This is a genomic window from Roseovarius marisflavi (assembly GCF_900142625.1).
Classification (GTDB): Bacteria; Pseudomonadota; Alphaproteobacteria; order Rhodobacterales; family Rhodobacteraceae; genus Roseovarius; species Roseovarius marisflavi.
The window spans coordinates 1-21046 of record NZ_FRBN01000016.1 but is presented as its reverse complement, the minus strand read 5'-3'; the positions used below and the strand labels follow the sequence as shown (position 1 = coordinate 21046).

The following is a 21046-nucleotide window of genomic DNA, read 5'->3' as shown; positions in this document are numbered from 1 at the left end:
GGCATGTCAGACCCCGTAAACGAAAGCCCCGTCAACCCGGTTCCGCCGGTTGTAGTGGCGCTTTTCCTTGTTATCGTCGGCGTCGAGGCGATTTTTTCGCTTGGTGCGCGCGGGTTTGTCGGCGGCCCCGAGGCCGTCGGCTGGCGCTCTGCGGCGATCGAGGATTACGGCTTTAACAGCGACATCATGGCGTGGATGCTGCAAAATCAGATATTTCCCGCCGAGCACCTTCGCCGCTTTTTCAGCTATGTCTTTGTCCATAGCAGCTTTACCCACGCGCTGTTTTCCGGCGTCCTGCTTCTGGCGATGGGCAAATTCATTGGCGAGGTGTTTCGCCAATGGGCGGTTCTGGTGCTCTTCGTCCTCTGCTCGGTCACGGGCGCGGCGGTTTATGGTCTCACCGTCAGCGATCAGCCCTGGCTTATCGGCGCCTTTCCGGGGGTCTATGGCCTGATCGGCGGCTTTACCTATCTGATGTGGCTTCGCCTGGGACAGCTTGGCGCCAATCAATCGCGCGCCTTTAGCCTGATTGGCATTCTGATGCTGCTTCAACTGACCTTTGCCCTGTTGTTTGGCGGCAGCAGCACATGGATCGCGGATGTCTCGGGCTTTGGCGCCGGGTTTCTGGCGTCGTTCTTCCTAAGCCCCGGCGGCTGGTCGAAAATCCGCGCCAAGATCCGGCACGACTAGGGCGGAGAGCGGCGCAGGGTGCTGCGGATTTCCGACAGGCGGAACGCGCCGAGCATCTGGCCGAAGGCACCGTAGGAGATCCCCCCTGCCACCAGCAGCACCAAAAGCGCCAGCCACCGCCAGCCGCCGATCGCGAACAGCGGCCCAAGCAGAACGCCGCCGCCCCAAAGCACCACGCCCATCAGGGCAGAGGCCAGCACGATCCGCCAAAGGCGGCGATAAAACTGGCTATCAAACCGGGCCACATCGCCAAAGGCGCGCGCGCCGCGCATCAGCTGCCAGACCATGACCCACCCGGCCAGCGTGGTGGCAAAGGCCGCCGCGATCCAGCCGATCCATATCGCAAGGCCGATGGCAAGGGCCGCATTCACGATCATCGCCACAACCGCATAGCGAAACGGGCTCTTGGTGTCTTCGCGGGCAAAAAACAGCGGTTGCAGGATTTTCTGCATCACAAAGGCGGGCAGGCCGAGGCCGTAAATCGCCACGGCAAGGGCGGTGGCCGCGCTGTCATCGCTGCCAAAGGCGCCGCGTTCAAACAGCACCGCCACAAGCTGAAGCGGGATCACCATAAGCGCCAGGGCACAGGGCACGGTGAGGGCCAGCGACAACTCGCCCGCGCGCGACAGGGCCATGCGCGCACCGCGGTCATCGCCCGACTTCAGGCGTCGCGACAGATCGGGCAACAACACGATGCCCACCGCGATGCCGACCACCCCAAGCGGCAATTGATAGAGCCGGTCCGCTGAATAAAGCCAGCTCACCGCCTTGTCGTAATTCGAGGCGACTTGTTGGCCGACCAGAAGGTTGACCTGCATCACCCCCCCGGCAAGGGCGGCGGGCACGGCGACGCGCACCAGTTGCGACATCGCGGGCGTCCAGCGCGGGCGCACCGGGCGGATATGCAAACCCGCGCGGCTTGCGGCCTGCCAGACCAGAACAAGCTGCGCCACGCCGGCAAAGGGAATGGCCCAGACAAGCGCCGTGGCAACCTTGCCGCCCACAAGCGCCGCGACGGTCATCGCCGCGATCAGCATCACGTTCAAAAGCACCGGTGCGGCGGCAGCGGCGGCAAAGCGCCCGGCCGCATTAAGCGTCCCCGACAAGAGCGCGGCCAGCGAGATGAACAGGATGTAGGGAAAGACGATGCGCCCGAAATCAACCGTGATATCAAAGCGTTGATCGCCGACAAACCCCTCTGCCGTGGCCCAGACAAGGGCCGGCATGAACACCAGCGCAAGCCCGGTCAGCGCCAAAAGAACAAGCCCAAGGCCCGAGATCGCCAGTGAGGCAAAGCCAAGCGGATCCTCATCGGCCTCAAGCCGCTTGGAAAACATCGGCACGAAGGCCGCGTTGAACGCGCCCTCGGCAAAGAAGCGGCGAAACATATTGGGAAGACGGAAGGCGGCGACAAAGCTGTCCATCATCACGCCGGGGCCAAGATAGCTTGCGATCATCACATCGCGCACAAAGCCCAACAAACGACTAAGCAGCGTCCAGCCGCCGACGGTCAGGATACCGGTAAGCAGGCGGACGGGTTTCATGGGCTGGCCTTTGGCTGGATGCGTCCCCGCAGGCTTAGCGGATCGCACTGACAGGGGAAAGGGGGCGTTGGTATGGCTAGCTGCGCGGCACTGGCATCATCGTGCCGGTCATCATCGCGATATGGGTTTCCTTGTCGCCTTCAAGCGCAAAGACATCCGCGCGCACGATCACAAGGCGGCGCCCGGCCTTGACCACCGCGCCACGCGCAATCAGGGCGTCGCCCCTGGCCGGGGCCAAAAGGTTGATCTTCATCTCGGTGGTCAGAACCTCGAACCCTTCTGGCATGACGGACAGTGCGGCATAGCCCGCCGCGCTGTCGCCGATGGCAAAGGTCAGACCGGCATGGCCAAATCCGTGCTGCTGGCGGCTTGTCGATAAAATCGGCGCTTCAATCTCGACATGGCCCGCCGAGAGGCTGCCAAGCGTTGCGCCCAGGGTCTGCATCATGCTCTGCGCGGCAAAGCTGCTGCGAATTTTGTCTGCGATGTCAGGGGACATTCTGGCTTTAATTCCCATTGCTTACATTGCGTTATTACGATGACGATAAAGTGACGGGATGTCACGGTCCTTTATTGGAAAAGCAAGTGACGGCTGATACATGCATAGGTGGTAATGTGTGATAAGGGGAATGAGTTGAACTGGTCTGACTTTCGAAACCATTTGGTGGAAACGTTTTCTACATTCTGTTCCTCCGTGACCCTGTTCACGGTCGCGGTCTCTATTGCTGTTGCTGTCATTGCCGGGCCCTTTGGCACCTATGAAACCATGCCTCTTGTGACGCGATCCGCCTATTGGAGCATGGCGACTTTCAGCGCTCTGGTGATCGCCTACCTAAGTCGCGCCACCATGGCTACAGTGTTCGGCAAGCGACGCCCGATCCTGTTTGACCTCGGCGCGGGCCTGATGGTGAGCGTCATTCTGGCACCGCTGATCTGGGGGTTGCGTGCCTGGATGGATCCGGTTCTTGATCTGCACCAGCTGCGCCTTCCAAGTATTGCGCTCAACATCTTAGTGATTGCCTGGGGCATCTTCGTCTTGCGCCGCCAGATCGGCCTGGAACAGCCGTCGGGATATCGTCGCGATGCGCGGGAAGAGGTGCCAATCTCGCGCCTGCATCGGCGGCTCTCTGATCTGGAGGATGTCGAAATCATGCGCCTGTCTGCCAATGATCATTTCGTCGAGGTCTCGACCGATCGCGGGGTCGAAACGCTCCGCCTTCGGCTTGGGGACGCGATTGATGAAATGGACCCGATCGAAGGCATCTGCACCCATCGCTCGCATTGGGTGGCACTCTCTGCGGTTGTCGGGGTCGAGCAGGCCGGGGCAAACAAGACATTCGTCATCCTGCGCAACGGTGACCGCGTCCCCGTCAGCCGCAAATACCGTCCGCGCCTTCTCGAGGCAGGGCTGCTTGAATGACACGAGGCGGCCTGTCAGGGCCGATGCGTGTTATGGCGCGGCATTGGTGTGGCATGCACCATCGGCCCGGTCAAAATCGCAAGGGCCTCTTGCCGCATGAGCGTGCTCAACACCTCGTCGTGGCTGTAAAGGCCGCCCGTATAGGTGCCATAGGCCGGCAGGATCACGCGGTTGCTGTCCAGCAGAAACGCCGGGCGGCTCAGGCTGCGCCCGCGCAGGGCAAGCCGGACCTTGGGGTGATAATGCCCCGACACCTCGCCGCACTGGCCGGGACGGGCGATATGGCGAAAGACCAGCGGCGGCACCGGCAATTCGGCCATATGCGCGCCGCCAAGATCGACCGGCCCCGGATCATGGTTGCCCTCGATCCAGACCCACCGTCGCCCCGCCTGAAGCTTGGCGATCCATAGCTTTTCCGCCTCGGGCAGGGCCGCCGCCGCGGCGCTGTCATCAAAACTGTCGCCAAGGCAGATCAGCGTGCTGGCCCCGGTCTGGCGCAGATCGCTTTCCAATCGGCTTAGCGTATCGCGGGTTTCATAGGGCGGCAGCGGTGGCTCGCCCAAGCGCGCGCGCCGTTCTGCCTTGCCGAGGTGAAGATCAGACACGCACAGCAAATTGCGCGCATCCCAATAGAGCGCACCCGAGGCCAGCGCCGTCAATTCGGCCCCGGCAAGAGTGAAAGCATAACCGTCCATGCCCCCTTGGTGGCGAGATGTGCGTGTCATTGCAAGGGCGGCGCGTCATCGGGCGTGCTTGTCCGCCCTGACAGGCGGCCGCGCGAAAGCGCCGCGATCACCCCGCCAGCCCCGCCGCCTGCATCAGCCGCGCGGTTTCCTCGGCCAAAAGCCGCTCTTCCGCGGCGCCTTTGACCGGGGTGCGTCCGGCCTCAAGGAAGAGCGGAGCTGCAAGCGGGCTTACCCGCGCCAGCCGCCTGTGGGTGATGCGCCCCTCAATCCGCGCCAGCATCTCTTCGATGCGGCCAAAATCGACCAGGCCGCGCATGGCCTCTTGCCGGGTGATATCGAGCAAGAGGTGACCGGGGTCATATTTCACCAGCGTATCATAGAGGATATCCGACGACATTACCGCCTGTCGCCCGCTCTTGCGCGCGCTCGGGCTGTTGCGCTGAATAAGGCCCGCGATCGTCGCCGAGGCCCGAAACGTGCGTTTCATCACGGCGTTGCCGGCAAGCCAGCTCTCAAAGCCGACGCGCAGGCTCGCGGCGTCAAACAAAGGCGCTGCGTCGGTCACCGCCTCAAGACCCCAGATCAGCGTGGCATAATCCGTTGCCACAAAACCAAGCGGCGCAAGGCCAAGCTCTTCCATCCGTTTGGTCACCAGCAGGCCAAGCGTTTGCTGCGCATTGCGCCCGGCAAAGCCGTAAATACAGGTCTGTTCGCGCCCGTCATGGGCAAAACTCTCAACCAGCAGATGCCCCGCCTTCGGCATCTCTGACACGCGCCTCTGCAGGTGCAGCCAGTCGCGGATCACCTCTGGTAAACCGGGCCAGTCGGGCTGTGCGAGAAGCGCAAGAATACGCTCTGAAAGCTGGGTCGATGTGGCGAATTTGGTGCCCGTGAAGGTCGCGATCTTTGGTTTGCGGCCCGCGTCGCGGCTGACCTCGACCACCATCTCGCGCAGGCTCTCAAAGCGCACGATCTGGCCGCCGATCAGGAAGGTGTCACCGGGGCTGAGCGTGGCGGCAAACGCCTCTTCGACCTCGCCAAGGGGCTTGCCGCCGCGCGCGCGCTTCATCCGAACCTTGAGGGTGTCGCTATCCTGAATGGTGCCGACGTTCATGCGGATCAGGCGCGCGCTGCGCGGATCACGCAATTGCCACTGCCCATCGGCACGCTGCAACAGTCGCTGCCATTGATCATAGGCGCGCAGGGCATAACCGCCGCTTGCGCAAAACTCCAGGCAGGCGTCAAACTCGGCCCGCGTCAGCCCCGCATAGGCACCAACGCCGGTGACCTCGGTGAACAGATCGTCGGCGTCAAACGGCCCGGCACAGGCCCGGATCAGGATATGCTGGCACAGCACGTCGCGCGGCCCCGGCCTGCGCGCCTCGCCATCAAGATCATGGTCGCGCACCGCCTGAAGCGCGGCCAGACATTCGACCACTTCAAAGCGGTTGGCGGGCACCAAAAGCGCCTTGGACGGCGCGTTATAGCGGTGATTGGCGCGTCCGATCCGCTGGACCAGACGCTTGACGTTCTTGGGCGCGCCGACCTGAATGACAAGATCGACATCGCCCCAGTCGATGCCGAGATCAAGGCTTCCGGTGCAGACAATCGCGCGCAGCTCGCCGCGGGTCATCGCCTCTTCGACGCGGCTGCGCTGCGCGCGGTCAAGGCTGCCGTGATGGATCGCGATGGGAAGGCCGTCTTCATTGGCAAGCCACAGATTGTGAAAGAAAATTTCCGCCTGCGCGCGGGTGTTGTGAAAGATCAGCGTGGTCTTGTGCCGCTTGATCTGATCAAGCACTGCCGGGATCGCATAGGCGGCCCCACCGCCCGACCAGGGCGGCGGATCGGCGAGTTCCAGCATCGAAATATCCGGGGCAGGGCCGGGGTCGGCCAACAGGATGTCGCAGCGATTTCCGCCCTGCGCAAGATAGCGCGCAAGCGCGGGCGGGTCTTCGACCGTGGCCGACAGGCCGACGCGACGCAGGCCGGGGCAAAGCGCCTCCAGCCGTGACAGCGTCAGCATGAGCTGATCGCCGCGCTTGCTTTCTGCGAGGGCGTGAATTTCATCAATCACCACCCGCTTGAGTCCGGCAAAAATGCGCGGTGCATCCTCGTAAGAGACCATCAAGGCAAGGCTTTCCGGGGTGGTCAAAAGGATATGCGGCGGGTCAGCACGCTGACGGCGTTTGGCGTGTGCCGAGGTGTCGCCGGTGCGATCCTCAACCCGGATGGCAAGGCCCATGTCCTCGACGGGCGCGGTCAGGTTGCGCTTGATGTCGGCCGCAAGCGCCTTGAGCGGCGAGATATAAAGCGTGTGAAGCCCGGCATGCGGACCCTCGGCCAGATCAACCAGTGTCGGCAGGAAACCGGCCAGCGTCTTGCCCCCGCCGGTCGGCGCAATCAGCAGGGTCGCGGGCGCATCGGCGCGCGCCAGCACGGTTTGCTGGTGCGGATGAATGGACCACCCACGGGCGTTGAACCAGGACTGAAACAGATCGGGGAGGTGAGTCATTCCGGAAAATTAGAATGCATCGTCGTGGATGGAAATGCCCCGGATACAAACGATTGCAGACCCAAATCGTTTTATACGGGATTGGTTAATGTCAAAAAGCTGTGATCCCAAAATATTAAAATGCCCGGCTATGGGAGCTTAGGAGTTGTCGAGTCGCGCTGTGACCAAAAATCACGCATGAAAGCGCAAATTATCTGGAGGAACTATCATGAAACTGACCCCTAAACAGTTGGTTCTGAGTGCGTTCATCTCTGCCATGCCCTGTTTGGCTTCGGCGCAGGTTTGGGATGGATTTTATGGTGGCCTTGCGCTTGGTTATACCGATCTTGACGCGAAGCACAGCTATAGCAATGGGGCGCCCTCTGGCAATTCCAGCCCGGACGGCGCGCTTTATGGTGCATTTGCCGGGTATGCCGTTCAGTCAGGGCAGATGGTTTACGGCGCTGAGGTGGATTTCGAGGGCAGCGAAGCGTCGGGGTCTTATACTAATCTGACCGGTGCCACATCGGCGGGGCGGTCTGAGTTGAACTGGCAGGGGTCCGTGCGGGCCGTTGTCGGCTATGCTGGGAATCTGGGCCCCAATCCGGCTCTGTTTTATGCGACGGGCGGCTACGCCTACGGGGATTTTGATTTCCGCGGTGGCCCTGCTGCAACGCCGACCAACGGCTATAGCGACAAATTGGACGGATGGACGATCGGAGCGGGTATCGATACGCGCATTGCCACCAACCTGTCGCTGCGGACCGAGTATCGGTACACCGATTACGGCAAGTCCAGGGGGACTCTGGCCCCTGCTTTTCCGGCCGTAAGTATGCCGGTCAAGGTCACGCAGCATGCCGTGCGTGTTGGTCTGCGATGGGATTTCTGACTGTTAAGTCGGCAAACAACGGCGCATCCAGATGTGGTTGCGCCGTTCTTGTTGTGATCTCAGTGAGCGATCTCTTCTTCCTTGACGAACATGTTGGCCCAGGCCCGATCAAGCAAGTCGGGGGACATCTGATAAGGGATGCCCTCGAACTCACAGATCGAGATCATCTGGTCGATCAAAAAGACCGGCTGATAGTTGGCGTAGACATTGTCGATCGTCGGGTATTTTTCCTTGATCAGATGGATCAGCGCCGCCTCGTCAAGCGGCATTCCCTTTTTACGCGCGACCATGGCAAAGATTTTCAGGAAATCCTGCTGGCATGGCCCGTCGATCTTGATCTTGTAGAAAATCCGGCGCAGGGCGGCTTTATCGAAAATCTCATTCGGGTGGAAGTTGGTCGAGAAAATCACCAGCGTATCAAACGGCACCTCGAATTTCTCGCCCGATTGCAGGGCCAGGATATCCTTGCTTTCCTCAAGCGGAACAATCCAGCGGTTCACAAGGCTTTGCGGCGGTTCGGCCTGACGGCCAAGGTCATCCACGATGAAAATGCCGCCGGTCGACTTGAGCTGAAGCGGCGCCTGATAGGTGCGCGCGGTGGGGTTATAGACCAGATCAAGCATCGAGAGGCTCAGTTCACCACCGGTGATCACGGTCGGGCGTTCACAGCGCACATAGCGCGTGTCAAAGGTGCGGCGACGGCGCAGGCTATTGGGGTCATCAATCTCGACCTCGGCCGAGGAATGCACGATAGGGTCATAAACCGTGATTACCTGGCCGGAATATTCAATCGCGCGCGGCACATAGATCTTATCCCCCATCGCGTCACGTATGCCATTGGAAATACTGGATTTCCCGTTGCCCGGAGGACCATACATCAGGATCGAGCGCCCGGCGCTGACCGCAGGCCCGAGGTGATCCAGAAGGCTGTTGGGCAGGATCAGATGGCCCATCGCGTTGGTCAACTGATCGCGGGTGATCTGGATGTTGCGGATCGACTGGCGTTTGACCTGTTCGCGGTAGACCGCCAGAGGCACCGGCATGGCGCCGAAATATTCCGACTGACTAAGCGCATCAAGTGCGCGGGATTTGCCGGCATCGGTTAGCTGATAGCCCATTTCACCACCGGAATTCGCATTCAACGTACCCGTCGCTTCAAGCAGCTTCTGGACCCGCGCCATATCGATCAGTTCCTGCGTCACCGCACGCGGCAGACAGATGGCGACGGCCACTTCCGACACAAGGTCGAGGTTCTTGCGGAACATGGTCTTGAGCAGGATATCCCGCATCATCACCACCGGAAGCTGCATATCCTCGATGCTGCTCGGGGGGGGGGGGGGCTGAACGCCGGTGCTGACTTGCATGTTCATGTGATGTACCTGTTCTGCGCCTGAATGCTGTTTTCCCCCATCCCGCGCGAAAGCGGACAGGTCTTGGCACAAGCATGCCGCGCAAAGGTGCAAAAATTAAGGAAAGCCTCGGGCAGGGGTGCGGCAGAGGCGACGCTTTACGCCCCGTAGAGCGCGCCAAGCCCCAAATAAATCGCCAGAGTGGCGCCGAGGGCAAAGCCCATCGGGAATTTTTTGCCCACGGACCAGCTTTGCCAGTCTGGCGCAAGGCGCCGCAGGGGGCTGTATTTGGCGATGCGATGCGTGACAAAAGCGGCCAGAAGCGTGGCGGAAAAGAGGACCCCCAACATGGGGAGATCGCCAAGCGCCACGAAGGGGGCGGCGGCGGCGATAAATTTGGCATCCCCCGCGCCCATGGCTCCGACGGCATTGGCCAGGATCCCGACCGCAAGCATTACCGCCAGATGCGCGAATCTCCAGGGATAGACTGACATCGGCAGCGCAATCAGCCCGATCACCACAAAGATTCCCGCCAGTGTCAGCACCGCTGTGTTGGGAATTTTCATAACCCGCAGATCGCTAAGCGCGACCCAGACACAGACCGGCAAAACGAAGGGCAGGAACCAAAGCGCCGCCTGGGCCGTGATCTGAAGTGACATTTGGTACCCCTGCCTAGTTTGACACGTTTGCTTCAAGAGCGCGCAGGCTTCGCACGGCTTCCTCGAAGTGCTGGGGATGGGTCTCTATCGCGTCACGCAACAGGCCTTTGCCAATCGCTGTGTCGCCCTGCTTGATCGCCGAAAGTCCAAGCGTGTAAAGCAGTTGTGCGCGCTCTGACTGATTGGTGGACAATACCGGAAGCGAGTATTTCTGCTGCGCACCGCGTGCCAGAACAAGGTTGTTCTTGGCGGTGAACAGGGCCGGGTCCTGACGGACCGCATCCGAGAAAAGCCGCTCTGCGCCGGGATAGTCGCCGCGCGTCAGCTTGGAATAGCCCCAGTTGTTCATCACGCCAGCGGGCCGCGTCGTCAGGCCAGCGGCGATTTCATAGAAACTGTCGGCCTTTTTCCATTCCTGATTGCTATCGGCAATCATTGCTTCAAGGCGATAGCGTTTGAAGGTCTCGAATGTGGGGGGGATGGCGTCCAGAACCTTGTCGGCGCGCTCCCATTCGTTGTTGCGGATCAGGGCGTCGGCCAGATCGACGCGGTCGTCATTCGTGGCATCTTTATGCTCGGCCACTTTCGTCCAGACACTCACCGCCTCGGTGTGGCGCTTGGCGCGGATCAGGGATTTGCCAAGTCCGCGCAACAGATCGACGCGGTCGGGTTTTTCGCCGATTGCGCGCTGAAAGTAAGACACCGCCTCATTTGGGTCGGCAGCTGCCAGCATCACGTCATTGAGGTTGGATTCATCCACGACATTGATGCTCTGAAAGGCGCGATCAACGTCATTTTCGGTGGACTGCTCACACGCAGACAGGGCGAATACGCCCGTCACGCAAAGGGAAATCAGGATAGGGTGGCGCATTTTTGCGTCCTTTTACTGCCGCTGCCTCGTCATGGTATCTTGCGGACCAGATAGTCGCCACTGCCCCGCCGTACCAATTTATAGTCTTGCTCTTGCACTTCAGCATAGCCGGAATTTTCAGATTTTGCGAGCGCTAAGCGCAAATTGTCGCGAATTGAGTCACTTTCGCCATCATCCAGTGCGTAAGCGCGACGAAAAACCTGTTCAGCTTCGACATATTCGCGCTTTTCCACCAGAACAACGCCCAGGTTATTCCAGATTTCAGGCGAGGCCTGGTCTTTTGCGACGGCCTTGCGCAGTAATCTCTCTGCTGTTGCAAGGCGACCAAGCCCCAGATTGGCGCTGCCAAGTCCGGCGAGAATATCGGCCGTCATGCCCTGGGTCACGGCGGCGCGGGTATAGGCCTTTTGGGCCAACTCGAATTCGCCCGCATCCATAAGGCGGTGGCCGACGATCACCGCGTCGACCGCCTCTCCACCCGGCACAAGGCCCGGTGCATAAGGGCTCTCTGGTGGTTCAGGCTCGAAACAGCCGACCAAAGCCAGAAAAAACGCCAGAAATACCCCCGCCCGTGATGTCATCGTGCCCCGTTTATTTGCCCGCCATCTCGAAGAGTTTCATAATACCCAGAGCGGACGGTCCAACCAGAATGATCAGCAATGGTGGTACTGTAAGCATCATCGTGGCGAGTGTCATCTTTGTCGGAAGCTTGTTGGCTTTTTCTTCGGCGCGCATGACCCGTTTGTCACGCATTTCCGCCGCATAGACGCGCAGCGCCTCACCGACCGAGGTGCCAAAGGTCTGTGATTGCACCAGAACCGTCACAAAGCTTGAAATATCCTGTACACCGCAGCGTTCGGCCATCTCGTTGAGAACCGAGGCCTTGTCGCGCCCGGCCTTGATTTGCAGCGAGACGATCTGGAATTCATCGGCCAGGGCGGGATAAGAGGCGCGGATTTCGTTTGAGACGCGAATGATCGCCTGATCCATCGACTGGCCCGCCTCGATACAGACAAGCATCATGTCAAGGCTGTCGGGAAAGCCGTCGGTGATTTCTTCCTGGCGCTGTTGCTGGCGTTTTGTAACCCAGTATTTTGGCAGCATGTAGCCAACACCGCCCGGCCCGAGAATGTACATCAGCGTCTGTTGGGTTGAAAGGTCATCATCGGATTTGACCAGAACGAAATATATCACGCCCACGAGCAAAAGGCCGATGCCAAGCGCAAATTGGGCAAAGTGGAAATATCGCACCGCATCCTTGTGGCGATATCCTGCCTGCATCAGCGTCAGGCGCATCTGCGACAGCTGCTTTTCATCCTGCGGCTCAAGAAAGCTCGCGTATCTATCAAGCTTCACACTGCGCGTGCCGCTGCGCAGGTTGGCAGAAGAAGGCGTATCGCTCTTGTTTGAATTTGCGTTTTTCAGCTTCTTAAGCGGATCCTGCTTTTGCTTGAGCATGATCGGAACGGTCACGAGGATAAGCATCACACCAAGCGCGCCGACCGCGATGATCGGGCCAAAGGGGCCAAGCGCGCCGGTCAGGACGTCAGTGAACAGGGTCAGAAGTTTCATGGGATGTTCCTTTTCAGACCTTGATGTCCACAAGCGCGCGCATGACGATCAGGTTGAGCACGAGAAAGCCACCCACGATCAGCGTGGCGGGAATAAAGTAGGGGTGAAGCATCGCTTCGTCATAGTAATCAGGCTTGATCACCTGAATGAGGATCAGCGCCAGGATCGGAAAGCCCGACAGGAATTTGCCCGACCATTTCGCCTCGGCGGTGATCGCCTTGACGCGGCGGAACAGACGAAAGCGCGAGCGGATCACCTTGGCAAGACCGGCAAGGATTTCAGCAAGGTTACCACCTGATTGCTGCTGGATGGTCACGGCGACCGCCAGAAAGCGCAGATCCTGCATATCAAGGCGCTCGGCCATGTCCTTGAGGGCCTCGCCCATGTCGCGACCATAGGCGGCCTCGTCGGCGATGATGCCAAATTCGGTGGCCAGAGGGTCAGACACCTCGGTCGCGACGATCCCGATGGCGGCGGAAAACGGATGGCCCACCCGAAGCGAGCGCACCATGAGTTCGATCGCATCGGGCAGTTGCTCTTCGAGCATGCCCATGCGTTTGTTCGCCTTCATGTTGATCCATGTGAAAATGCCACCAACACCCATCCCGATCGACGCCGCGATGCGCACGGGAATGGCGGTTTCGGTGCCAATCGTCAGGCCAAGAAACGCAAGCACGCTGACCCCCACCATCAGCATCATCAGCTGATTGGGCGTAAAGGCGATCGCGGCCTTTTGGGCCTTGGCCGACAGGATCGAGTAGAGCGGAATTTTGCGCGCCTTGAGGTGCTGCTGCATCTCTTTGCGCAGTTTTTCCATTACCTCTTCGCGGTTGCCGGTCTTGTCCAGCATCTCAAGTCGGCGGTTGACCCGGTTGTTAAGGCTGATCGAGCGGCCAAACACCGTCAGGTACAGGCCCTCGACAAGGACCAGCACACCGATGAAAATCAGGCCGTAAATAATTGGTTCTGCGCTGATGGTCATCTGCGTTACTCCGCTGCGATGGGTTCAAAGATATGAGGCGGAAGGTCATAACCCCACAGGCGGAACCGCTCTGTAAAGTTCGAGCGCACGCCAGTGCCGGTAAAATGGCCGATGATCTTGTTGTCCGGGCTCAGGCCGACGCGCTGGAAACGGAAGATTTCCTGCATCGAGATCACATCGCCTTCCATCCCGGTTATTTCGGTGATCGAGGTCATCCGGCGCGAGCCGTCCTGAAGGCGGCTGGCCTGAACGATCAGGTTCACAGCCGAGGCGATCTGAGAGCGCACGGCCTTGAGCGGCATTTCGATCCCGGCCATGGCGACCATGTTTTCCAGGCGGCTGATGCCGTCGCGGGGGTTGTTGGCGTGGATCGTGGTCATTGATCCGTCGTGGCCGGTGTTCATGGCCTGCAACATGTCAATCACCTCTTCGCCGCGCGTTTCCCCCACGATGATCCGGTCCGGGCGCATCCGCAGGGCGTTCTTCAAGCAGTCGCGGGGCGAAACCTCGCCTTTGCCTTCCACGTTGGGCGGGCGGCTTTCCATCCGTCCTACGTGGATTTGTTGCAGTTGAAGTTCGGCGGTGTCTTCGATGGTCAGAATGCGTTCGTCATTGTCGATGAAGGACGACAGGGCGTTCAGCGTGGTCGTTTTACCAGAGCCGGTCCCGCCGGACACGATCACGTTGAGGCGGGTGGCAACAGCGGCCTGTAAATAGGCGGCCATCTCTTCCGAGAAGGCGCCGAATCTGACCAGATCGTCGATGCCAAGCTTGTCCTTCTTGAATTTCCGAATCGACACCAGGCTTCCGTCGACCGCAACCGGCGGCACCATGGCGTTGAAACGCGATCCATCGGCAAGACGGGCGTCAACGTAGGGGTTGGATTCATCCACCCGCCGACCCACTGCCGAAACGATCTTGTCGATGATCCGCATCAGATGCTTTTCATCTTTGAAGGTCACATCGCTCAGGCTCAGGATGCCGGCGCGTTCCACGAAAATCTGATGCGGGCCATTGACGAGAATATCGTTGACCGTGTCGTCTTTCAGCAGCGTTTCAAGCGGGCCAAGGCCTTTGACCTCGTCATAAAGCTCCTGCGTGAGGGTCACGCGATCCTCGCGGTTGAGGACGATGCCTTTTTCCTCAAGAATTTCCCTCGCGATCGAGCTTATTTCGGCGCGCAGGTCATCCTCTGTCGCGGTATCAAGCGCGGCAAGGTTGAGGTTGTCGAGAAGCGCGCGGTGCAGTTCGATCTTGATCTCGCTGATCCGGTCCTTGCGCTTGCGTTCTTTATCCGCGCCGACAGCGGCGGCGGGCGCCACTGGCAAAGGTTTGCGAAACGACATCACCGAAGCCGCGTCTTCGATTGGCGCGGTCCTGGGTTCTTCGACGGGTTTCAAATTGGTGCCGGCCTTGGTTGCCGCAGGTTTTTTATAACGGGAAAACATTGGTTTCAGACCCTTTTCTATGCGGCTTCTGCGTCGCTTTTACCCAGCTCATGCAAAGAGTTGGCCAGTTTGGAAATTTCTCGACGTAACGGATTCTTGGCCGCCGCAGAGGCAAGTGGCAGGCCGTGATCCGAGCTTTGGCAAACCGCCCGCCCACCATCTGGCAATAATAGGTCAATACTGATTTCGAGGCTCTCGGCCATGCGTTTCACCCGGCTTTTGCCGTTCAGATCGGTGAATTTCGGGGCCCGGTTCAGGCAGAACCGCAGTTTTTCAACCGGCAATTCTTCTGATTGCAGCGCGCGCTTCATTCGCAGCGCGTTTTGCGCCGAGCGCATATCCAGCTCGACGGTTGAAAAATAGATTTGCGAGGCGTTCAACACCGCTTCGGTCCATTGCACCAGTGTGGTGGGCATGTCGACGATCACATAATCGAAATGCCGCCGCGCGACTTCAAGCACTTTGTTGACATCCTCAGATGTGACCATGTCCAGCGGAATTATGTCCTTGGGCGCGGTCAACACCCAAAGCTTTTCCTCAAAGCACACAAGCGCCTGACGGAAGACATCGTCATCCATGGCGTCCGTGTCCGACCACATGTCAAACACAACCTCGCGGCGCGGCAGATCAAGGAAGGTCGCGGCCGATCCGAATTGCAGGCTGAAGTCCAACAGGCAAACTTTGGGGGGATTCGCTTTTTCGACATTCGCCAACTCCCAAGCGAGATTGACCGCAAGCGTCGTCGCCCCGGTGCCCCCGGCCAGACCCTGCACGGCCAAAAGAACGCCGGTGCCCTCGGTTGCGCGGTCAATCGCAACCGGGGCTGCGCTTGGCGCTGCCGGTTCGGATTTCTGCAGGCGCTCGATAGCGGATTTCAATTCGTTTTCCGGCAGCGGGTAGGGCACAAATTCATCGGCTCCCTGACGCAGCAGCTGATGCAGGGCCGCCGGGCTGACATCTTCGGCGATTAAGATGACTTTAATGCCCTTTTTCTTGGCGAGGCTGATGATTTCGCCCAACATGACGAGGTCATCCTCGTCGGTTTCGTCGATGGCAACGGCCACAAACTCCAGAGAATCGGCTTCGGGTTGATTGAGAAAGGCCAAAGCCTCGGCAAATCCAAGGTCACCCCAGTTTTCGCCAAGGGTGGTTTCCATATCTTCAATCAAAAGGTCGAAATTCTGCACGTCGCGACTGATTGTGCAGGCGATGATCGGGCTGGGTTCGGGTTGTTTTAGCACAATGCTGCTCATTTAATCGGTCCTGTTACTGCCATCGCCATGCAGGGCTCGCGGAATTGCCCGCGAGACATGGCAAAGCCATGAGATCTGCGTGGCGCCCCATCTTTCTGGGAACGCTCATTACTGACTGAAGATGGCTGCAAATCTTGGCGACATTTAGGCCAAAAGATCGTAATTGTGCGGTCTTAAGACACAAAAAACCCGCCCAATTCGGGCGGGTTTCAGTTGGCCCGGCTATGCCGAACAGGGAGAATTGCGGTATACCGTTACTCGCTGCTGCCGCCGTCGCTAACCACCGTGAGGGCAGATTTGGGTACGGCGCTATTGATGTATTCGCGGTAAACCACCTCGGCATATTTACCGTCCATCATAATCGGATCCGACCCGACAAAACCTGACACTTCGGTTACGGTCCGCCGGTTGCGACGTTCGCGGCCCTGCGTCACGATCAGCGGCTGTGTCTCGCCAAAGGATACAACAGCTTCTAGGCGAGAGCGGCTAATGCCCTGGGACGACAGGAAGGACACCACCGCCTGCGCGCGGCGCATGCCAAGAGTTTTGTTATACCGGTTCGATCCCACTGCGTCGGTGTGGCCGTAAACCCGAAAACGCACTTCGGGAAACTGGCGGATCCAATTGGCCTGTTCGCGCAGGGTGTCACGCGCACCATTGTCAAGCTGTGCCGAGTTGAAGGCAAAGTTGACAGTGCTCAGCACCTCATTGGAAAATCGGTTCGAGAGGTCGTAGACATAGCTTTTCTCGCCGGTCATGACCAAGTGGTTGTTCATATTGGCTTCGCCAAAGTTACCGCCATCCACCAAGGAGCCAGCTTCACTGTATGAGCGGTACACGTCGCCCTGTTGTGAACAGGCAGAGGCGGCGACGAGACCTGCGATTGCTATAAGATGTTTCATTGCCCCAGCCTTTCGATCAATCCATGACATAGCCGTAAGAGCCGCTGAAATCCTGCTTGGCAACTTCGCCAGCCGGTCCTTTAGATTTCTGGTCCTTTGCGACGCGGCCATTGAGAAACAGGTCTTTCTCGCTCGGAATCTGGACCCGATCGGTGGGCAGGGCAAGCGCCTCGCCACGTGTCGGGGATACCAAATGAGCCGATACGATGATAACAAGCTCGGTTTGCGAGCGCTGATAATCGGCGCTGCGGAACAGGGAGCCCAGAATGGGAATGTCGCCCAACCACGGCACCTGACCGTTATTATCGCGGAAATCGTCCTGCAACAGCCCGGCAACTGCAAAGCTGTCGCCGTCACGCAGCACCACTGTCGTCGAAGTGTCGCGGCGTCGGAAGGCCGGCACGATCAGATCGTTGGCAACAAGACCATTGGCCGTATCAAGCGAGGATACTGCGGCGGCCAGCTCAAGATTGATGATCCCGTCTTCAACAACGCGCGGCACAAAGTTCAGCTCGACCCCAAAGGGCTTGTATTCGATCGTGGTCGTGTCGCTATCCTGTGGCACTGGCACGGGAAATTCGCCACCGGCCAAAAACGTGGCTTCCTGGCCCGACAATGCGGTCAGGTTCGGCTCGGCCAGTGTGCGCACCATGCCCTTGGTTTCCAGAGCTTCCAGCAAGATACCGACTTCGACGGACCCCACATCAAACCCAAAGGCAAACGCGGCGTTCTTCTCGCTTTCGCCCGGAACGGCACCGGTCAGTGTGTTAAGGATTCCGCCTTGTGTATTTGTGGTGTTGGTGCCGCCAATAACCCCAAGCCCGCCACCACGTGCATCAATCGACAGCGAGCTTGACAGCGCCTTTGAAACGCTGCGCTGCATCTCGGCAAACCGAACCTTCAGCATGACTTGCTGTTTTCCCGAAACCGCCATCAGGTTCGACACCCGTTCGGGGGCATAACGTTCGGCAAGATCAAGCGCGCGCTCCATGCGCGAGATGCTTGATACGGTGCCCGACATGACGATCCCGTCATTGGCGGTACGCACCTCGATCGCTTCGCCCGGCAAAATCTGGCGCAGACGTTCTTTGAATTCAGAAATATCGGCGCTGACGTGCACGTCGATATTGGTGATTAGCCGCCCGGTGCCGTCCAGAAGAGTAAGCGTTGTCCGCCCCGGCGACTTGCCCAACACGTAGATGGAGCGGTCCGACAAGGTTGAAATATCGGCAATAGCCGGATTTGCAATGCTGAGTTCGGCAAAGGGCACGTCGCTTTCCACGACGATGGCCCTGTTCATCGGTACACTCAGATTGCTGCCGGTTCCGTTGCGCACCACTCGGAGGGACTCGGCCTGTGCGGCGGGCACAACAGGGCCCACTGCAAAGGAGAGCCCGGCGACAGCCGCCCATAAGTAGCTCGTAATTTTCATGTGACCTGCCTTTCCGATCACGCCTCATTAATCGGGTCTTGATGCCCGTGCTTCCAGACACTTTGCGGCAGTTCGGTTTTTTTTTCAAGAATCAATGCGTTTTTATTCAGATTTATCCGCGCTGTGACGAAATAGCTGCGACAAGCAAAAAAGGGCACCCCTGCCGGGATGCCCTTTTTGATTCGTATTTGCCTGGCTTAATTGGTGCAGGGAATTGCGGTTACGATCACCTCAGCGCCGCGGCGGGTGCGAATGGTGCAGCTCTCTTCGACCGGGGCTTGCTTTTCCACCGCTTTGGCGGTGATGCCCAAGAGACGTGTCTGGTCAACTTCGACCGCTTCGGCGACCGTGTCATCAAGCGCGCCGACAAGCGACAAAGAGAGGCGCCCCGAGGATTGGGCCTGTGCAAGGGCGGCAACCTGTTGCGGGCGAACCGCGGCCGTGACCGTGCGCGCAATTGTGGTTTCGGTCATGTCGCTATTTGTGACCTGATCTACAGCGATCAGCTTGACACCTGTTTCAATCAGCTTGGTCACATCGCCTCTTGAATTCTCTGCGGTCCGCAAATCGCTCGATCCGACGCTGCCGGTCCAGTAGATGTCGACCGTGTCACCGGGGCGCAAAAACCCTGATACGCCGCTTGTCACGTCCACTTTGATCGCAAAGGCACGCATGCCGCGTTCAAGCTGTGATGTGATGCCGACTGCTTTGCCCGGTTCGGTTACTTTGACGGCGAGAACAATCTCGTTGGTTTCCATACCGCGAAGAACGGTGCGCGGCGTGTCTTCGCCTTGCGGGAACAGGTCTTCGGGCGAGGTGAACGCCCCCTCTGGAAGCGTTTCCTTGGGGAAGGCGGCCAGGCGAACAGCGGTTTTATCCAGTGGCTCGCCATACTTTACCGGGCGGGTGACAACGTAGACGTCAACTGTTTCAATGTTTGGCGCGCGTTGCTTGCGTTCCAGCGCCAGTTGGGTCTGATAGCCCTGAATATATGATTTGGCCATGTATACGGCAAAGCCCGCAAGCCCAAGGCCGAGCATGAGTACCAATCCGAATACCAAACGCATGGTGTTTCCTTTCCGTCGAAACCTGTTGTCCGGTGATGTCACCGAAATCAAAGTTCTGAATATCGGGGGATTGTGTCAAAAACAGGGACGCAGGGCGGCGATCTCGCGCTCATTCACTGGGATGGGCTTGCCGGGTGAGTGTCAGATGCGCCAATGGCCACGGATTTGCATCCGTGGCCATTGGTATTGGGGGTGGTCCGGCGGGGCCGGACCTGGGTCGAATTACTGACCCAGCGTGCCCAGATCAGTGACCGTCGTGCCCGACATTTCGCTACCGATCGCACTTGCCAGACCGGTGATACCGTTGTTGACCGAAGCCACACCAGCAACACCCAGACCAACAACGGCTGCGGTCAGAACGACCCAGTCAACTGTTACGGCACCGTCTTCGTCTTTCGAGAAGTTTTTGAAAAATTTAATCATTGTGTGTCCCTCCAAAGGATCAGTTTGCTCAGTTTAAACAACCGCTTCGGTGTAGGGCCCGTCGTGTTTTAATGGCCGGCTACCGTCGTGGTATGAGTTAATATAGCCAGTGAAATCGGGCGGGATTTGGGCAGCATTAAAGCGATTTTTGTGAAGATTAACAAATAGGAAAGAAATTATTTAAGTCATTGAAATATAAAAAATTTAAAACTCATAAAAATAGCAAAACTACTTTTACGATAGTGATTATGGCGAAATTAACGCCAAGAGGGCTGATCTTTCGAATACAATACTGGCTTAAATTAGGTACTTTTGCGATACTGTGGCCAATAAATCAGAGGCAGAGCAGAGCCCGCAATGAAAATCATTAAGTTTTTGGGAATCGCCGCGATTCTAGTCTGGCCTTTATCGGTGCAGGCCGGTGATCCGCCGCCATTTCCCGAATTTACCTTCAAACGTCAGAAGCCGCCCGCCGCTGGGGTCAAGCGACGAATCAATGTTCAGATCGAACCGCAAAGCGAAGTTCCCCCCAAAGAGGCACCCGCGAAGAATGGCGATGCCCCGGTGCCGCGCACGGCGACATATAGCTGGTTTTGGGATCTGGTGCCGCCAGAGTTAAGTGCAGATGCCCCCGCACGCTTGCGCGCGGCCTTTGACCAACTCACCAATCCGCCCAGTGGCCAGAGGATCACTGCGCCGCGCCTTCAGGTGTTGCAGGATATCGCCCTGGCCGAGGGGGGGCATATCCTGCGCGAAACCATTGGCACGCGGGTGTCGCCCGCCTTGGTGCTTGCGGTGATTGCGGTTGAATCAGGCGGGCGCGTTGATGCGATCAGTGGCGCCGGGGCCCAGGGCCTGATGCAGCTCATGCCGGCCACCGCCAGCCGCTTTGGCGTGACCGACGCCATGCTGCCGGATCAGAACATCAAGGGCGGTGTGGCCTATCTTGACTGGTTGCTGGGCGAATTCGAGGGCGACGCCCTGATGGCGCTCGCCGGATACAACGCCGGCGAGAACGCGGTCAAAACCCACAAAGGCGTGCCGCCCTATGCCGAGACCCGCGATTATGTGCCTAAGGTTCTGGCCGCTTACGAGGTGGCGCGGGGCCTGTGCAAAACACGGCCCGAATTGATCACCGATGCCTGCGCTCTTAATCTGGCGATGAACTAGGTCGGTGCCATCGCCATAAAAAGGCCGGGCCAGGAAAAATCCCGGTCCGGCCAAAGGCACCTGACAGGTCCCTATATATAATGTGTCGGATCAGACGATGGTCGCCTCGGTTGCGGCGATCATGTCTTCGCGGGTGACGCCCGGGGCCAGCTCCTCGATATGCAGGCCCTTGTGGGTGACGTCCAGCACGCCCAG

Annotated in this window: 20 protein-coding genes; 4 read left to right on the top strand and 16 right to left on the bottom strand. The window is 58.9% G+C overall.

Annotated elements, in window-relative coordinates; all coding sequences use genetic code 11:
- Positions 1 to 3 precede the first annotated feature (3 nt).
- The gene (locus tag BUB78_RS13635; RefSeq protein WP_073198837.1) at positions 4 to 690 is read left to right on the top strand and encodes a rhomboid family intramembrane serine protease; all 687 of its coding nucleotides are present in this window, start codon (positions 4 to 6) and stop codon (positions 688 to 690) included.
- On the opposite strand, the gene murJ is transcribed toward BUB78_RS13635, so the two are convergent.
- Positions 687 to 2234 carry a murein biosynthesis integral membrane protein MurJ gene (gene murJ / locus BUB78_RS13630; protein ID WP_073198835.1) on the bottom strand — a complete coding sequence of 516 codons (1548 nt, stop codon included), beginning with the start codon at positions 2232 to 2234 and terminating at the stop codon, positions 687 to 689. The two genes, BUB78_RS13635 and murJ, sit on opposite strands and share 4 nt — an antisense overlap.
- Positions 2235 to 2310: 76 nt before the next feature.
- Positions 2311 to 2733, bottom strand: a complete 423-nt coding sequence (locus BUB78_RS13625; RefSeq protein WP_073198833.1) for a PaaI family thioesterase — start codon at positions 2731 to 2733, stop codon at positions 2311 to 2313.
- A gap of 165 nt (positions 2734 to 2898) precedes the next feature.
- Between BUB78_RS13625 and BUB78_RS13620 the strand changes: the two genes are divergently transcribed.
- The gene (locus BUB78_RS13620) at positions 2899 to 3654 is read left to right on the top strand and encodes a LytTR family DNA-binding domain-containing protein (protein WP_073198831.1); all 756 of its coding nucleotides are present in this window, start codon (positions 2899 to 2901) and stop codon (positions 3652 to 3654) included.
- A gap of 14 nt (positions 3655 to 3668) precedes the next feature.
- Here the strand turns inward: BUB78_RS13620 and pdeM are convergent, their stop codons facing one another.
- A complete protein-coding gene (gene pdeM, locus BUB78_RS13615; protein ID WP_073198829.1) occupies positions 3669 to 4349 on the bottom strand; it encodes a ligase-associated DNA damage response endonuclease PdeM in 681 nt (226 codons plus the stop codon).
- A gap of 97 nt (positions 4350 to 4446) precedes the next feature.
- On the bottom strand, positions 4447 to 6855 hold the full coding sequence (locus BUB78_RS13610) for a ligase-associated DNA damage response DEXH box helicase (RefSeq protein ID WP_073198826.1): 2409 nt from the start codon (positions 6853 to 6855) through the stop codon (positions 4447 to 4449).
- A gap of 208 nt (positions 6856 to 7063) precedes the next feature.
- Here BUB78_RS13610 and BUB78_RS13605 point away from each other — a divergent pair, with 208 nt between their 5' ends.
- The gene (locus BUB78_RS13605; protein WP_073198824.1) at positions 7064 to 7723 is read left to right on the top strand and encodes an outer membrane protein; all 660 of its coding nucleotides are present in this window, start codon (positions 7064 to 7066) and stop codon (positions 7721 to 7723) included.
- A 59-nt stretch (positions 7724 to 7782) separates the two neighbouring features.
- On the opposite strand, the gene BUB78_RS13600 is transcribed toward BUB78_RS13605, so the two are convergent.
- From BUB78_RS13600 to BUB78_RS13545, 12 genes are all read right to left on the bottom strand, one after another.
- Positions 7783 to 9093 carry a P-loop NTPase family protein gene (locus BUB78_RS13600; protein ID WP_073198822.1) on the bottom strand — a complete coding sequence of 437 codons (1311 nt, stop codon included), beginning with the start codon at positions 9091 to 9093 and terminating at the stop codon, positions 7783 to 7785.
- A gap of 137 nt (positions 9094 to 9230) precedes the next feature.
- Entirely contained in the window at positions 9231 to 9731 is a 501-nt protein-coding gene (locus tag BUB78_RS13595; protein WP_073198820.1) for a prepilin peptidase, read from the bottom strand.
- A 13-nt stretch (positions 9732 to 9744) separates the two neighbouring features.
- Positions 9745 to 10602 carry a tetratricopeptide repeat protein gene (locus tag BUB78_RS13590; protein WP_073198817.1) on the bottom strand — a complete coding sequence of 286 codons (858 nt, stop codon included), beginning with the start codon at positions 10600 to 10602 and terminating at the stop codon, positions 9745 to 9747.
- Positions 10603 to 10631: 29 nt separating this feature from the next.
- Positions 10632 to 11183, bottom strand: coding sequence for a tetratricopeptide repeat protein (locus BUB78_RS13585; RefSeq protein WP_073198815.1), 552 nt, complete (start codon positions 11181 to 11183; stop codon positions 10632 to 10634).
- 10 nt (positions 11184 to 11193) lie between these two features.
- Positions 11194 to 12174: a type II secretion system F family protein gene (locus BUB78_RS13580; RefSeq protein WP_073198812.1), complete on the bottom strand. Its 981-nt coding sequence runs from the start codon at positions 12172 to 12174 to the stop codon at positions 11194 to 11196.
- Positions 12175 to 12187: 13 nt separating this feature from the next.
- Positions 12188 to 13156: a type II secretion system F family protein gene (locus tag BUB78_RS13575; RefSeq protein ID WP_073198810.1), complete on the bottom strand. Its 969-nt coding sequence runs from the start codon at positions 13154 to 13156 to the stop codon at positions 12188 to 12190.
- A gap of 5 nt (positions 13157 to 13161) precedes the next feature.
- On the bottom strand, positions 13162 to 14604 hold the full coding sequence (locus BUB78_RS13570) for a TadA family conjugal transfer-associated ATPase (RefSeq protein WP_139279349.1): 1443 nt from the start codon (positions 14602 to 14604) through the stop codon (positions 13162 to 13164).
- A gap of 17 nt (positions 14605 to 14621) precedes the next feature.
- Positions 14622 to 15857, bottom strand: a complete 1236-nt coding sequence (locus BUB78_RS13565) for a CpaE/TadZ family protein (protein WP_073198808.1) — start codon at positions 15855 to 15857, stop codon at positions 14622 to 14624.
- Between the two features lie 254 nt (positions 15858 to 16111).
- The gene (locus BUB78_RS13560) at positions 16112 to 16759 is read right to left on the bottom strand and encodes an OmpA family protein (RefSeq protein WP_139279348.1); all 648 of its coding nucleotides are present in this window, start codon (positions 16757 to 16759) and stop codon (positions 16112 to 16114) included.
- Between the two features lie 16 nt (positions 16760 to 16775).
- Positions 16776 to 18191: a type II and III secretion system protein family protein gene (locus BUB78_RS13555; RefSeq protein WP_073198804.1), complete on the bottom strand. Its 1416-nt coding sequence runs from the start codon at positions 18189 to 18191 to the stop codon at positions 16776 to 16778.
- Between the two features lie 197 nt (positions 18192 to 18388).
- Positions 18389 to 19258 carry a Flp pilus assembly protein CpaB gene (cpaB, locus tag BUB78_RS13550; RefSeq protein WP_073198802.1) on the bottom strand — a complete coding sequence of 290 codons (870 nt, stop codon included), beginning with the start codon at positions 19256 to 19258 and terminating at the stop codon, positions 18389 to 18391.
- 222 nt (positions 19259 to 19480) lie between these two features.
- Entirely contained in the window at positions 19481 to 19681 is a 201-nt protein-coding gene (locus BUB78_RS13545) for a Flp family type IVb pilin (RefSeq protein WP_073198801.1), read from the bottom strand.
- A gap of 357 nt (positions 19682 to 20038) precedes the next feature.
- Here BUB78_RS13545 and BUB78_RS13540 point away from each other — a divergent pair, with 357 nt between their 5' ends.
- Positions 20039 to 20851 (top strand): lytic transglycosylase domain-containing protein, encoded by an 813-nt coding sequence (locus BUB78_RS13540; RefSeq protein ID WP_073198799.1) that lies wholly within the window; start codon positions 20039 to 20041, stop codon positions 20849 to 20851.
- The last annotated feature ends 195 nt before the right edge of the window (positions 20852 to 21046 follow it).